The following is a 14,217-nucleotide window of genomic DNA, read 5'->3' on the forward strand; positions in this document are numbered from 1 at the left end:
CCAGCGCGGTAAACGTATGCGAAAAGGAATATAACATGCTAAACAAACAACAACTGGTTTCTGCAGCAACCGCATTACCGGGAAATGCTGACCCAATTCGAATTACTGAGCGCCATTTCGTCAATCAAACTGACCTGCTCGATGCGCCTACGAGTTCTCAACAAGAAGTCCTACTTGGTATGGGATGCTTCTGGGGAGCTGAGCGCTTGTTTTGGCAATTGGATGGCGTTATTTCAACATCCGTTGGTTACGCTGGCGGATACACTGTTAACCCCACTTATGAACAAGTATGTACTGGACAAACTGGCCATACCGAAGTCGTTCGTGTCATTTTCGATAGCGAACAAACCTCTCTAGCTCGAATACTTGAAACCTTTTGGGAGCGTCATGACCCAACTCAAGGGATGCGCCAAGGCAACGATTTAGGGACTCAATACCGTTCCGCGATTTACACCTTCAGTGAAGAACAACAATCTATCGCTGAGCACTCTAAACGTGAATATCAACGAGCAATGACTGAATCATTAGGCAACGAGATCACGACGGAAGTTCTGCCTGCTGGAAAATATTTTTTCGCAGAAACCTACCACCAGCAATACCTAGCTAAAAACCCGAATGGTTATTGCGGGTTGGGTGGAACCGGTGTCTGCTTCCCTCCACAATAAAGTGCCGTTCGACATACCAGCGAGAACGACACGCATTAAAAAAGGGCTTCCATTAGGAAGCCCTTTTCATTGTTAATCTATTCGGTGTAAACAAATCGATAAAGCGCAGTTACACCGGCAACGCTGCAATAGTACCGTTAACTTCTTTAAAAATAGTGAGCTTTTGTTTGTCTGAAACTTCAGGAAGAAGCACCTTGCCTTGGTCGAAGCGAAACTCCCCAACACCTTCAATAGCAAATTGACCTTTGAACAGGACTTTAACGAAACGCGCCACCTGATGTGGACGGTAAGTAGAAAATTTTCTTAACATAATACAACCTCAATTCCATTTGAGTACTACAGTCACATACCTGAACAGCATCACTATTCAAAGCAGATTTAATCGCTAATTCCTTTAGCAAACAGCAAGATAATCTATTGTTCATCTCGATATTGATGCATTATACCTTTTGATAACAAGCCTGCAACTTCTTTCCACGCCGTACGATAAAAAAGTTAAAGAGGCATTTTTCAAATTTCATATTATACTTCCAGTGCAAACCAATAAGCGGAACAAAAATATAATGAAAAACAAAACTCTACTGGCTTTTTTAGCCGCAGCCTCTCCACTCTTCGCCAATGCTCACAATCTATCTGTAGGTGCAACTCTGCCTGCTGTCGATGTTAGCAACTATGGTGAAATCGTACTAAACGACGGAAATACCGGATATCAAGCTTGGGCAACCAACAATCTCCTAGGTAAAGTTCGTGTCGTTCAAGCTATCGCTGGCCGCAGCAGCTCTAAAGAGCTAAACGCACCATTGATGGCCGCCATTACCGCCTCGAAGTTCTCAGAAGACAGCTACCAAACCACCACCATCATCAACCAAGATGATGCTATCTGGGGTACGGGTTCTTTTGTTAAATCGTCAGCAGAAAGTAGCAAAGAAGAGTTTCCATGGTCTTCTATGGTTCTAGATGAAGACGGCGCCGTTGCGTCATCTTGGGCTCTGAAAGAAGAAAGCTCAGCGATTATCGTTCAAGACAAGCAAGGTAAAATCTTGTTTGTTAAAGAAGGTGCATTAAACGAAGCAGAAGTCACTCAAGTCATTGAATTGATTAAAGCGAGTCTTTAATAAGATATTCGCGTCTTTTTCGAGACCTAACCAAAGGATATTGTTATATTATAACAGTATCTTTTTTAATTCTGTGGTTAATCATCCTGATGTGGCAAAAAACACCTAACAATGTGAAACCCAAAACAGGCTTCTTGCTTGGGCTTATGCTCATGTTAAGCGTGTTAGCCGCAACGCACATAGTAGATATCGCACCAGAACACCACACCTCACACCATTGTGAGCTGTTTTCGATAAATCAGTTTATTACGGCACACTCACTTCCACAGGTCCCAGAGTTCCATTCGGAATTTACTGTCGCTATCACAGAATCAGTTATTTCGTTACAACGCCTATATTTCGCTTATTTGGCACGCTCACCTCCTGTAAATATCGCTTAATTACCACTACTTTTTAATTAACCTTTATTCAGGAAAAAAACATGAAACCTACTATCTTAGCCGTTGTTATCGGCATGACTGTCTCTGCTAGTGTTCTAGCTAACGAAGAATTCCGCTCTCACGAAGCACACGTGCACGGTAAAGTTGAAGTGAACATCGCTCAGGATGGACAAGAGCTACTTGTTGAAGTGACAGCACCCGGTGCTGATGTGGTTGGCTTTGAGCATGCTCCAGAAACGGCTGAACAAAAGAAAGTGTTTGAACAAGCTATCGCGCAATTAAACAAGCCAGAAGATCTATTTGGTTTCAATAATGCAAGTTGTACTCTGAAGTTCAAGTCAGTGACTAACACCTTGGAAGGCGATCATGATAACCATGAAGGCCATGACCATGCAGAACACGATCATAACGCCCACAAAGGCCATGACCACGCAGAGCACGATCATGACGACCACAAAGGCCATGACCACGCAGAGCACGATCATGACGACCACAAAGGCCACGACCACGCAGAACACGATCATGATGACCACGAAGGCCATGACCACTCAGAAGGCGGCCACGGTGAGTTCACTGTCGAGTACCACTACCAATGTTCTGACATTGAAAAACTGGATACCGTGAATACTCAGTGGTTCTCTAAGTTCAGCAACACAAAATCAATGACTGTAAACCTGCTAACTGACAGTGCTCAAATTCAAGAAGTGCTTAACGCAGATCGTATTAGTTTTCGATTCTAATTAGCATTAGATTGAATTAAACGTAGATAAGCAGCCAAGTAAGTGTTCACTTACTTGGCTGTACAAATCGGTGTGCTCTGGGAATTTATTATTCTGATAACTGTCCAGTAGAGACACCGCTTTAATTATTGGAGCTAATATGTCTTTTGACAGTTCATCACTTGTGGTCAAACTCGAAAATATCAGCTTTCGTTGGAAGCCTGAATTGCCCCCAACGCTAGAGATCACCTCACTGCATATCCAAGCCCAAGAGCACCTTTTCATCAAAGGGCCTAGTGGTTGCGGGAAATCAACATTGTTAGGGTTACTGACCGGAATCAACCAAGCTGAACAAGGCGAAGTATCTATCCTTGGCCAAGATCTCACACAGCTAACACCTCGCCAGAGAGACAAATTCAGAGCCGATCATATTGGTTATATATTCCAACAATTTAACCTGCTTCCTTACTTGTCAGTCATCGACAACGTGACGCTTCCTTGTCAGTTTTCTAAGATTCGTAAGCAGCAAGTCACTAAAAGTCAGAACAGCCTGCAAGCCACCGCTCAAGAGTTGTTGCTCAGATTAAAGCTACCTCAAGCTCTCATGGACAAGCCCGTTACCGAGTTGAGTATTGGTCAACAACAACGTGTTGCTGCCGCTCGTGCTTTGATCGGCCAACCCAAAATCATTATTGCCGACGAACCGACATCAGCTCTGGATCATGACAACCGAGAAGCCTTTATCGAACTGTTGCTAGAACAAGCGAATCAGGCGGGTTCTACCTTGATCTTTGTTAGTCACGATCCAACACTAGAAAAACTGTTCACTCGAACCATAGATTTAAAAACCGCTAACCAAGCTAAGGTTGTCGTATGAAAGTAATTACTCACTTAGCCTTAAAAAGCGTACTCAACCGTAAAGCCACAGCCATTCTGACTATTCTCACCGTGGCGGTGTCAGTGATTCTCTTGCTCGGTGTGGAACGTGTAAGAACCGAAGCTAAGAGCAGCTTTGCGAATACGATTTCAGGTACTGACCTTATCGTCGGTGGCCGCTCAGGTCAGGTAAACCTGCTGCTTTATTCCGTATTTCGAATCGGTAATGCGACCAACAACATCGACTGGAAAAGCTATGAAGAATTTAGCCAGCACAACGCTGTAAAGTGGGCGATCCCAATCTCATTGGGTGATTCACATAAAGGCTTCCGCGTAATGGGCACTAACCATAGCTACTTCGAGAATTATCGCTATGGAAGTAAGCAACCACTTACTTTTCAGCAAGGTAAAGAGTTTAATCAGCTATTTGATGTCGTGATTGGTGCCGATGTCGCGAAGAAGTTAGATTACAAGATTGGTGATCACATCATTCTGGCGCACGGTATCAGTGATGTCGCCTTCAGTCGCCACGACAATCTGCCCTTCACCATTGTCGGAATACTCGCGCCAACCGGCACACCAGTAGATAAAACGGTGCATGTTTCGTTAGAGGCTATTGAAGCGATTCATGTTGGCTGGGAGTCAGGTGCTAACCTAGGACACACACCGGATGCCGAAACCTTAAAGACTTTTGATTTCCAACCGAAGCAGATTACCGCAATGATGCTCGGGCTGAATTCGAAGATCCAAACCTTCGCACTGCAAAGAGAAATCAATAACTACCGTCAAGAACCTTTGAGCGCCATTATGCCGGGCATTGCCCTTCACGAATTGTGGGGAATGATGGCTGTAGCAGAACAAGCATTGTTAATTGTTTCAGGATTTGTTGTTGTCGCCGGTTTATTGGGCATGCTCAGTAGCCTACTCACTAGTTTGCAAGAAAGGCGTCGCGAGATGGCCATCCTGCGTGCAATGGGCGCAAGACCTCGCCATGTGTTTGGTTTACTGATCAGTGAAGCCAGTGCGCTGACCTTCCTTGGCATTACATTAGGTGTTGCGGTGTTATTTGCGCTGATCGCAGTGGTTGCTCCTATTGTGCAACAAAGTTATTGTATCAACATATCGATATCCGCAATCACACCTCATGAGTGGAAACTGCTTATGCTGGTCCAAGTTGCCGGAATCATTATCGGCTTTATTCCCGCTTTCAGGGCTTACCGCCAGTCATTGTCTGATGGCATGACGATTCGAATCTAAAATAGGAACCTACGATGCAACGCAAATTCCTACTGATACTTGGGCTACTTCTGTTCCCATTTATCAGTACAGCTCACGCTGAAACCACTCAGAATGACGAATCGGTATTAACACTTGAATGGATTGATTTGATTCCAGAATCAGAGCGCGCTCAACTAGATTCATTTGGTATGCCAATGGTTGACCACAATAGTATGGACAAACCTCAACAATCGACACTTGGTGCTGTTCGCCCAGAGCTGAATGGCAGCACAGTGAAGATTCCAGGCTTTGTGATTCCATTGGAAGGTGATGAGAATATGATCACTGAGTTTCTGCTGGTACCGTACTTTGGCGCATGTATCCACGTGCCACCGCCGCCACCGAACCAAATCATCTACGTGAAGTTCCCGAAAGGTGCGCCAATACAGCAGTTATGGGATGTGATTTATTTAGTCGGTACGCTAAAAACTGAGTCGATCAGCCATGACTTAGCGCAAACAGGTTATCTTATTGAAGGTACTGCGATTGAAGAATATGACGACATGTAGTCATTAGAAGGGTGGCTCAAGGATGAGCTGCCGTCACTGAACGAGTGAGATCATTCAATAACAGTTTAATAACGATAATTTTCTTCTGAATTACGCGATGTAATTAGATAAGTAAGCTAGAACAGCAACATAAGTCGCGAGCAATAACCCTATACTGAGCTGTTTCTTCAGCTTGTTATCATTGACTTGATTCATAACTCCTCCTTGAGAATTACAACAAATTTAACATTTTATTATCATTAGCAAAAGTAAAATTTTGTTGAAACCTTCAACTCTGCACGCAAAATCTAGCCACCAATCAGATAAAGAGTTACATTTTAGACAGTTAAGTCGTTTCCTTAGGATACTCTTATGTCAGAAACCAAACAGCCAGTGATCATCGAGCATGCTAGCGATACACAGCACAAGCATGAGAAAAAGCCTCATATTGCCGACAGTGCCAGCAGAATGCTGCACATCGCACAAAGCTTCGGCCTCGATTCCTTAATTAGTCACAATGCAAAGCCAAACGATAAAGGTGAGAGTACCCTTATCGAACGGGCACTATTGCGAGAGAAAAAACGTAGAGAGCTTCGCCAAAAGAACCTAGAACAGATTCTAAAGTTGGCGCACTCTTCATGTAAGGATGAAGCGGCGGGCGACCCGGATCAGGACTGGCTGTACCGCTTTTTCGATATGGCACAAGAGATCCACAATACATCGATGCAAAGGCTATGGGCTCAAGTACTGAAACGAGAAGTCACTAACCCAGGCTCGACGTCGATGAAGGCGCTTCAGATCTTAAAAGACATGACGCCAAAGGAAGCACTGACCCTACAAAGAGCGGCATCACTGGGTTGTAGCTTTGGTAGCGATAACAGCAGAAAGCTCTTACTCGGCTTCAAATCTCATGCAGGGCTGTTCAGCTTTGGTAAAAGAGACACCACCAACACCATCAACCTTGGTGGGCATAACCTTCCCTACTCTAGCCTGCTCCATTTGATTGAACTCGGGATTATTCTCGGCACTGAGTTAGAGTCTGGAGAAATTGATTTCGATCCAGCTCTGCACCTAACCTATCAAGGTAAAAGTATGTCACTGGCACCGTTATCAAAAGGGGTGAAGCTGGTTTACTACCGATTCAGCCCAACAGGTAATGAGCTTTGTACCTTGCTTGGCAACAAGCCAAACACACAGTATTACGACCAGCTGATTGCACTATTGAGCCAGAAATTCACGGTTCAGACAGAAGTGAAAAGCAGCGTGAATTACACCGTCTAGATAATAGAGTTTAAGAAATAGACGGTGTAAAAAGTGAAGTGGATTGAGAAGAATAAAGAGAATATAGAGGATAGGTTTCTTGTCTCGGTAAACCAAGGCTGTATTACTTGTCAGTTATGAACAAACCGATAAGCAAGTGGACAGCCTTAATCATACCAACGATCTCAATTGGCTAAAATATTTCGCTTCTCCAACGCATCAATACACAGTTCAACCAATTCATCGAGCGTCTTCTCACCTGCAGGTAGATCAATCTCAGGGTTCTGAGGCGCTTCGTACACTGAACTAATACCTGTAAAGTTCGGGATCTCTCCGGCACGTGCTTTCTTATACAGACCTTTAGGATCACGCTGTTCGCAAACCTCTAATGGCGTATTGACGAACACCTCCAGAAACTCACCTTCCGGCAGTAAGTCACGTACCAATTGTCTTTCTGCTTGGTGCGGAGAAATAAAGGCTGACAACACGATCAAGCCTGCATCCGCCATCAATTTAGCGAGCTCACCAATACGACGGATGTTCTCTCTACGATCCTGCTCAGAGAAGCCAAGGTCACTACATAATCCATGACGCACATTGTCGCCATCTAATAAGTAAGTATGGTAACCAAGCTGTGCCAAGCGATTTTCTAATGCGCCAGCGACTGTCGATTTACCAGAACCAGACAACCCCGTGAACCAGAGCACAGCTGGCTTTTGTGATTTCAGATCCGCGCGAAATGTTTTATCAATCGAGTGTTGATGCCACACAACATTCTCATCTTTTGGTTTGAGTACTGCGGTCATAATTAGTCCTTTAAATAAACAGCATTAAAATGGGAAAAAATAAGGAATTAGGGTCAATACCAAGCCCGAATAAACAATCGAGATTGGAATACCAATACGTAGGTAATCCGTAAGATGGTAATTACCTACGCTATAAACTAGTAAGTTGGTTTGGTAGCCGTATGGAGAGATGAAACTGGCACTGGCACCAAACAGTACCGCCATGATGAACGGCATGGGATCGACGCCATAGCCTATCGCCATGCTGTAACCAATCGGAAATGAGAGTGCTGCAGCCGCATTATTGGTAACAAGTTCAGTCAGAACCAAAGTCATAAAGTAAGTCGCAACTAACGCGCCGAACACGCCCCAACCATTAAAGGCCTCCATGAACATCAACCCCATGCGCTCAGATAGCCCTGATGAAATCATCAGTTGAGCAATAGACAGCGCAGAGCCCACGATCACCACAATATCGACTGGAAAACGGCGGCGGAGCTCACCAAGCTGTACCACGCCAAATACCACCAGCAACAGTAGAAAACCAGCTAAGCCTTTGATAATCGGCACTGCATCGATAAGAGCGAGGCCAATCACGCTAGCAAAACCCAATAACACTAATGTCGATTTGTCAGCATCAAGCTTGGCACTTGAGTCCAAGTCATTCATCAACACGAACTCTTTATTGTGTTGTTGGCGCTGCTCTTCAAAACGTTTACCGGGTACCAAAATCAGGGTGTCACCAGCAATCAGTGTGATGTTTCCAAGACCGCCTTCAAGGCGCTCATGACCACGACGAATAGCGACCACAACGGCATCAAAACGGTCTCTAAACTGACTGGTTTTCAATGTTTTATTGCAGAAGCTTGCAGATGAACTCACCACCACTTCAACAAAGCTCTGACCGTTCAAATGGTGCTGACCAAACAGGGTTAAGCCTTGGATTTCTTGCAGTGTCGCCACGCTCTCGACATCACCACAAAACAGCAATCGGTCACGAGCTTGAAGAATAAAATCAGGGTCAATCGAAGCCGTGGTTTTACCGTCGCGAATCACTTCCGCTAAGAACAGTTTTCTCAATGCTCGGAGGTTATTTTCACTTACGCTGCGGCCGACTAACGGTGAGCCGGGCTCAACTCTCGCTTCTAGAAAGTAAGGCAGATCATCTTGGGAACCATCATCGTAGCTTGGTAAGAAGTAACTCAGAGGGATAAGGATCAACACACCGCCGACTAAAACCGCTAAACCGATCAAAGTGGGTGTAAAAAAGTTTAAGCTTGGCAGTCCAGCATCTTCAACAAAGCTATTGATGATCAAGTTGGTTGAGGTACCGATCAATGTCAGTGTTCCACCAAGAATAGCAGCGTATGACAAAGGAATAAGTAACTTAGATGGCGCATGCTGTTGATTACGTTTGATCGCTCCGATCAAAGAGACAACTACTGCCGTATTATTAGTAAAAGAAGAAAGTAACGCTGTGGAAATACCTAACTTCGCAACCACAGTACCTAGCCTACCTTCAGAGATATTGCGGCTAACCCAGCTGATTAAGCGAGTTTTCTCCAACGCACTTGATGCGAGGATCAGAAGAATTAAAGTCAGTAATGAGGAGTTAGTGAAATTATTGGCTAAGCTCGACAAGTCGATCATACCAGCCATAAAAGCAATAAACGCCGCACCAGCAAAAATAAAGCTTGGCTTAATACGGGTAACGAGCAGGCAAGTAATAATGCCGAGCAAAATCGCTAATACAAATCCTTGTTGCCACATATACCCGTCCTTTATGGCGGAAACGATCGGTTTCCGCCTGATTCAATAAGCTGTTACTTAGTCGTTTATGACTTCAGTAGTTGGCTTAAATCTTTGGCATCCCAATGAGGGAAATGCTTGCGAACCAATGCGTTGAACTCAAGTTCAAATGCAGAGAAGTTACCCACTTGCTGTTCAACAGAGTCCAAACGGTCTCGAATCAAACCTGCGCCAACCGTCACGTTAGTTAGACGGTCGATAACGATGAAGCCACCGGTATCGGCACTTTCACGGTATTTATCCAGCGCAACTGTCTCGTTCAATGACCATTCACACAAGCCAATGCCATTCAGTGGCAACTCATCAACGGCGTGAGTCGACAGGTTGTTGATGTCGTATTGGTGACGAACGGTTTCAACCTGACCGACGGTTTTCTTGCCTGCGATCTTGATGTCATAAGCTTTGCCCGGTTGTAGTGGTTGCTCTGTCATCCACACGATGTCAGCCAATACGTGGTTAGTAGATTCAATCTGAGCGTTTTCCAGCACAATCAAATCACCACGACTGATATCAATTTCATCTTCAAGAGTCAGTGTTACCGCCAAACCCGCTTGTGCAGATTCCAAATCACCATCAAAGGTCACGATACGTGCAACCTTAGACGTTTTGCCTGACGGCAGTGCTTTGATTTCGTCACCAACACTTACACGGCCAGAGGCCACTGTGCCTGCAAAGCCACGGAAATCTAAGTTCGGACGATTCACATACTGCACAGGGAAACGGAATTCTCCCGCAGAACGCTTTTGATCAATATCGACGTTCTCTAACACTTCCAGTAGAGATGGACCTTCGAACCATGCTAGCTCTTTACTTGGTGCAGCAACGTTGATGCCTTCAAGCGCCGAAACTGGCAGGATCTGAATGTTAGTTTCGCCTTCTAGGTTTTCAGCAAACTCTAGGTATTCATCGCGAATCTCTTCAAAACGATCTTGTGAATATTCCACGAGATCCATCTTGTTGACTGCAACGATGAAATGCTTCAAACCAAGCAAGTTAGAAATAAACGAGTGACGACGCGTTTGATCCAGTACGCCCTTACGAGCATCAATCAAGATCACCGCCAGATCACACGTTGAAGCGCCTGTAGCCATGTTGCGCGTGTACTGCTCATGCCCAGGGGTATCAGCAATAATGAATTTACGTTTTTGCGTCGAGAAGTAGCGGTAAGCGACATCGATCGTGATGCCTTGCTCACGTTCAGCCTGCAAGCCATCAACAAGCAGTGCCAAGTCAGGCTTCTCACCTGTAGTACCCACTCGTTGGCTATCCGAGTGAACTGCGGCTAGCTGATCTTCATAAATCTGTTTTGTATCATGGAGCAAGCGACCAATTAGCGTACTTTTACCGTCATCTACTGAGCCACAAGTTAAAAATCTAAGCATAGATTTATGCTGATGCTGACTTAGATAACCTTCAATCCCTAGTTCAGCCAATTCGGCTTCTACTGCACTATTCATTTTTCTTTCCTTAGATTCTTAGAAATAACCTTGGCGCTTTTTCAGCTCCATAGAGCCTGACTGATCATGGTCAATCGCTCGACCTTGACGCTCACTAGACGTAGCCACCAGCATCTCTTCAATAATGCCTGTTAGCGTATTCGCCTCAGATTCAACCGCTCCGGTTAGTGGGTAACAGCCTAAAGTACGAAAACGAACGCTTTTCTCTTCAATCACTTCACCTTCTTGCAGCTCCATGCGGTCATCATCAACCATGATAAGCATGCCATCACGCTCAACAACCGGGCGCTTGTCTGAAAGGTAAAGTGGAACAATATCGATGCTCTCTAGATAGATGTATTGCCAAATATCCAGTTCAGTCCAGTTTGATAATGGGAATACACGAATGCTTTCGCCCTTATTCACCTGACCGTTATAGGTGTGCCAAAGCTCAGGACGCTGGTTTTTTGGATCCCATGTATGGTTCTTGTCGCGGAAAGAATAAACACGCTCTTTCGCTCGAGATTTTTCTTCGTCACGACGCGCACCACCAAAAGCGGCATCGAACCCGTACTTGTTTAACGCCTGCTTAAGGCCTTGAGTTTTCATGATGTCAGTGTGCTTAGAAGAACCATGTACGAACGGGCTACATCCCATCTCAATACCTTCTGGGTTCTTATGTACTAAAAGGTCGAAGCCGTACTTTTTAGCCGTACGATCACGAAACTCAATCATCTCGCGGAATTTCCAATCCGTATCAACGTGTAGCAGTGGGAATGGAATCTTGCCTGGGTAAAACGCTTTGCGAGCTAAATGAAGCATCACAGAAGAATCTTTACCGATGGAGTACATCATTACTGGGTTATCAAACTCAGCCGCTACTTCACGGATAATATGAATACTTTCCGCTTCTAGCTGTTTTAGGTGGGTTAAACGTTCTTGGTCCATTTCAGTGCTTCCTTTAAGGCTCGCGTTACGAGCAATTCATTACTTGGTCTTGCCAAGCAAGGGATTTAACTCATCCACTTAAGTGAATGGGAGTATTGGCACTAGAAGAAAACAGAAGCTTCGTGTTGAGCTATCCTTGCTATTCATCTGCCTGATACGTCCTTGATATAGGCATTATGACGAGCCTCTCATATTACTGGAAATTCTAAAATTTCATTTTTTATTCGAAAAGCTGATAAGGGATTGAATTTATCGATAAGCAAGTGAAATGAATGGACTAATATAATTGATACCAATTGCGCATCGATTGAACAGCTTTGGGAGGCGTCTTGCAGAACACCATAAAGTAATCGATCTAAGTCACGAATTAACATTCGTTGTAATCATTGTTTCATTCCATTTTGTTACATTACGCAACGAATTTTCTACTATCCACTTTGGAGCTACAAAATGAAAGTTGCAATGAAACCTTTGTCATTGGCTGTACTTGCGGGTCTTGGTTTGACTCTAGCAGGCTGTACAACAACACCAGATACCGATGAAGTGATTAAACTACGTGTCGTAGAGACAACGGACATCCATACCAACCTAATGGATTACGATTACTACAAAGACAAGCCATCGAAAAAAATCGGCTTAGCACGTACTGCAACTTTAGTAAAAGAAGCTCAAAACGAAGTAACCAACAGCGTATTAGTTGATAACGGTGACTTGCTGCAAGGTAGCCCAATGGGTGATTACATGGCAGACAAAGGCATCGTTGCAGGTGAAGTTCACCCTGCATACAAAGCAATGAACCAACTAAGCTACGATGCAGCAAACATCGGTAATCACGAATTCAACTACGGTCTTGAGTTCCTAGAAGAGTCTATCAACGACGCTGATTTCCCATACATCAGTGCTAACGTTTACGACGCAGAAACGAAAGAGCACTACTTCACGCCTTACATCATCAAGACACACACGTTTGAAGATACAGCTGGCGTAGAGCATGAGATCAAAGTGGGTTACATCGGTTTCGTTCCACCACAAATCATGACGTGGGATAAGAAGAACCTTGAAGGTAAAGTTACTGCTCGCGACATCATTGAAACTGCTAACGAGTTAGTGCCTCAAATGAAGGCTGAAGGTGCAGACGTTATCGTTGCGATCCCTCACTCTGGCGTATCTCAAGACCCATACAAAGCAGGCGAAGAAAACTCTACGCTTTACCTTTCTGAAGTAGAAGGCATTGATGCTATCGCATTCGGTCACTCTCACGCGGTATTCCCTGGTAAAGGCTTCGACAACATCCAAGGTGTTGATAACGAAAACGGCACCATGAACGGTGTTGCGGCAGTCATGCCAGGCCGTTGGGGTAGCCACGTAGGTGTTATGGACCTAACACTGGCACAAAAAGACGGTAAGTGGGAAGTGGTTAAAGGCCAATCAGAAGCACGCCCTATCTACGACAAGATCGAGAAGAAGTCGCTTGCTGCTGCAGATGAAGGCATCGTAACAGCACTAGAAAAAGACCACGCAGGTACTCGTGAGTTTGTTAACCAGCCAATTGGTAAAGCAGACGATGTGATGTACAGCTTCCTGTCTCTAGTACAAGACGATCCAACAGTACAGATTGTTAACCTTGCACAGAAAGATTACGTTGAGCAATTCATCCAAGGTGACCCAGACCTAGATGGCACACCAGTACTTTCAGCAGCTGCACCGTTCAAAGCGGGCGGCCGTAAGAATGACCCAGCAAACTTCACTGAAGTTGAATCTGGTCAACTGACATTCCGTAACGCAGCTGACTTGTACCTTTACCCGAACACGCTAGTTGCGATGAAGGTAACCGGTCACGAAGTAAAAGAGTGGCTTGAGTGTTCTGCTGGTCAATTCAACCAGATCGACGTGAACTCAACAGCACCACAACAACTGATCGAGTGGGATAACTTCCGTACTTACAACTTCGATGTTATCGACGGTGTTGATTACCAAATCGACGTAACTCAACCTGCGAAATACGATGCAAACTGTAAAGTCGTTAACCCTGACTCACAGCGTATTGTTGGCCTAACTTACCAAGGTAAGCCAATCGACATGAAGCAAGACTTCTTGATCGCGACCAACAACTACCGTGCATACAGTGCTAAGTTCCCAGGTACAGGTGAAGATTTCATCGCATTTGATGCACCAGATGAGAACCGTACTGTGCTTGCAAACTACATCTCTCGCGTAAGTAAAGAGCAAGGCCAAGTAAGCCCAACGGCTGACAACAACTGGTCATTCGCACCAATCAAAACGGATAAAAAGCTAGATATCCGCTTTGAAACGTCGCCAAGTGAGAAAGCGGCACAGTTCATCAAAGAGAAGGGTCAATACCCAATGAAACGTGTAGCGACTGACGATGTTGGTTTCGGCGTTTACCAAATTGACCTAACTAAATAGATTACTCTAGTAATCAATAGGTAACCTTTTA

Annotated in this window: 14 protein-coding genes; 9 read left to right on the forward strand and 5 right to left on the reverse strand. The window is 44.7% G+C overall.

The features are described from left to right. Positions 1-35: 35 nt before the first annotated feature. The gene (msrA, locus tag BCU34_RS12175) at positions 36-665 is read left to right on the forward strand and encodes a peptide-methionine (S)-S-oxide reductase MsrA (RefSeq protein ID WP_048662151.1); all 630 of its coding nucleotides are present in this window, start codon (positions 36-38) and stop codon (positions 663-665) included. Positions 666-774: 109 nt separating this feature from the next. Here msrA and BCU34_RS12180 read toward each other — a convergent pair whose 3' ends face one another. Then, entirely contained in the window at positions 775-975 is a 201-nt protein-coding gene (locus BCU34_RS12180; protein ID WP_019821424.1) for a DUF1107 family protein, read from the reverse strand. Positions 976-1,228: 253 nt separating this feature from the next. On the opposite strand from BCU34_RS12180, the gene BCU34_RS12185 reads away from it, so the two are divergent. The 7 genes from BCU34_RS12185 (at position 1,229) to BCU34_RS12215 (ending at position 6,802) form a co-directional block, all read left to right on the forward strand. Then, positions 1,229-1,780: a YtfJ family protein gene (locus BCU34_RS12185; protein ID WP_102480206.1), complete on the forward strand. Its 552-nt coding sequence runs from the start codon at positions 1,229-1,231 to the stop codon at positions 1,778-1,780. An 89-nt stretch (positions 1,781-1,869) separates the two neighbouring features. Next, the gene (locus BCU34_RS12190) at positions 1,870-2,160 is read left to right on the forward strand and encodes a DUF2607 family protein (protein WP_102479867.1); all 291 of its coding nucleotides are present in this window, start codon (positions 1,870-1,872) and stop codon (positions 2,158-2,160) included. 41 nt (positions 2,161-2,201) lie between these two features. Then, a complete protein-coding gene (zrgA, locus tag BCU34_RS12195; protein WP_108145172.1) occupies positions 2,202-2,900 on the forward strand; it encodes a zinc uptake protein ZrgA in 699 nt (232 codons plus the stop codon). A 139-nt stretch (positions 2,901-3,039) separates the two neighbouring features. Further along, on the forward strand, positions 3,040-3,756 hold the full coding sequence (locus tag BCU34_RS12200; RefSeq protein ID WP_102478732.1) for an ABC transporter ATP-binding protein: 717 nt from the start codon (positions 3,040-3,042) through the stop codon (positions 3,754-3,756). Further along, positions 3,753-5,012 (forward strand): ABC transporter permease, encoded by a 1,260-nt coding sequence (locus BCU34_RS12205; protein ID WP_102478731.1) that lies wholly within the window; start codon positions 3,753-3,755, stop codon positions 5,010-5,012. The genes BCU34_RS12200 and BCU34_RS12205 overlap by 4 nt, the downstream gene beginning before the upstream one ends. 14 nt (positions 5,013-5,026) lie before the next feature. Beyond that, complete coding sequence (locus BCU34_RS12210) at positions 5,027-5,542, forward strand: DUF3299 domain-containing protein (RefSeq protein WP_017058892.1); 516 nt, start codon at positions 5,027-5,029, stop codon at positions 5,540-5,542. A 351-nt stretch (positions 5,543-5,893) separates the two neighbouring features. Further along, entirely contained in the window at positions 5,894-6,802 is a 909-nt protein-coding gene (locus BCU34_RS12215; RefSeq protein WP_048659288.1) for a TIGR03899 family protein, read from the forward strand. A 164-nt stretch (positions 6,803-6,966) separates the two neighbouring features. On the opposite strand, the gene cysC is transcribed toward BCU34_RS12215, so the two are convergent. From cysC to cysD, 4 genes are all read right to left on the reverse strand, one after another. Beyond that, positions 6,967-7,587 carry an adenylyl-sulfate kinase gene (gene cysC, locus BCU34_RS12220; protein ID WP_017067555.1) on the reverse strand — a complete coding sequence of 207 codons (621 nt, stop codon included), beginning with the start codon at positions 7,585-7,587 and terminating at the stop codon, positions 6,967-6,969. A 24-nt stretch (positions 7,588-7,611) separates the two neighbouring features. Beyond that, positions 7,612-9,336: an SLC13 family permease gene (locus BCU34_RS12225; protein ID WP_102478730.1), complete on the reverse strand. Its 1,725-nt coding sequence runs from the start codon at positions 9,334-9,336 to the stop codon at positions 7,612-7,614. Between the two features lie 65 nt (positions 9,337-9,401). Further along, complete coding sequence (gene cysN, locus BCU34_RS12230; RefSeq protein ID WP_048662155.1) at positions 9,402-10,832, reverse strand: sulfate adenylyltransferase subunit CysN; 1,431 nt, start codon at positions 10,830-10,832, stop codon at positions 9,402-9,404. Positions 10,833-10,850: 18 nt separating this feature from the next. Further along, the gene (gene cysD, locus BCU34_RS12235; protein ID WP_226088532.1) at positions 10,851-11,795 is read right to left on the reverse strand and encodes a sulfate adenylyltransferase subunit CysD; all 945 of its coding nucleotides are present in this window, start codon (positions 11,793-11,795) and stop codon (positions 10,851-10,853) included. Between the two features lie 414 nt (positions 11,796-12,209). On the opposite strand from cysD, the gene BCU34_RS12240 reads away from it, so the two are divergent. Further along, positions 12,210-14,186 (forward strand): bifunctional 2',3'-cyclic-nucleotide 2'-phosphodiesterase/3'-nucleotidase, encoded by a 1,977-nt coding sequence (locus BCU34_RS12240; RefSeq protein ID WP_055319928.1) that lies wholly within the window; start codon positions 12,210-12,212, stop codon positions 14,184-14,186. Positions 14,187-14,217 lie beyond the last annotated feature (31 nt).

Source organism: Vibrio sp. 10N.286.45.E10 (assembly GCF_002874195.2).
In the GTDB taxonomy this organism is placed as follows: Bacteria; Pseudomonadota; Gammaproteobacteria; order Enterobacterales; family Vibrionaceae; genus Vibrio; species Vibrio crassostreae.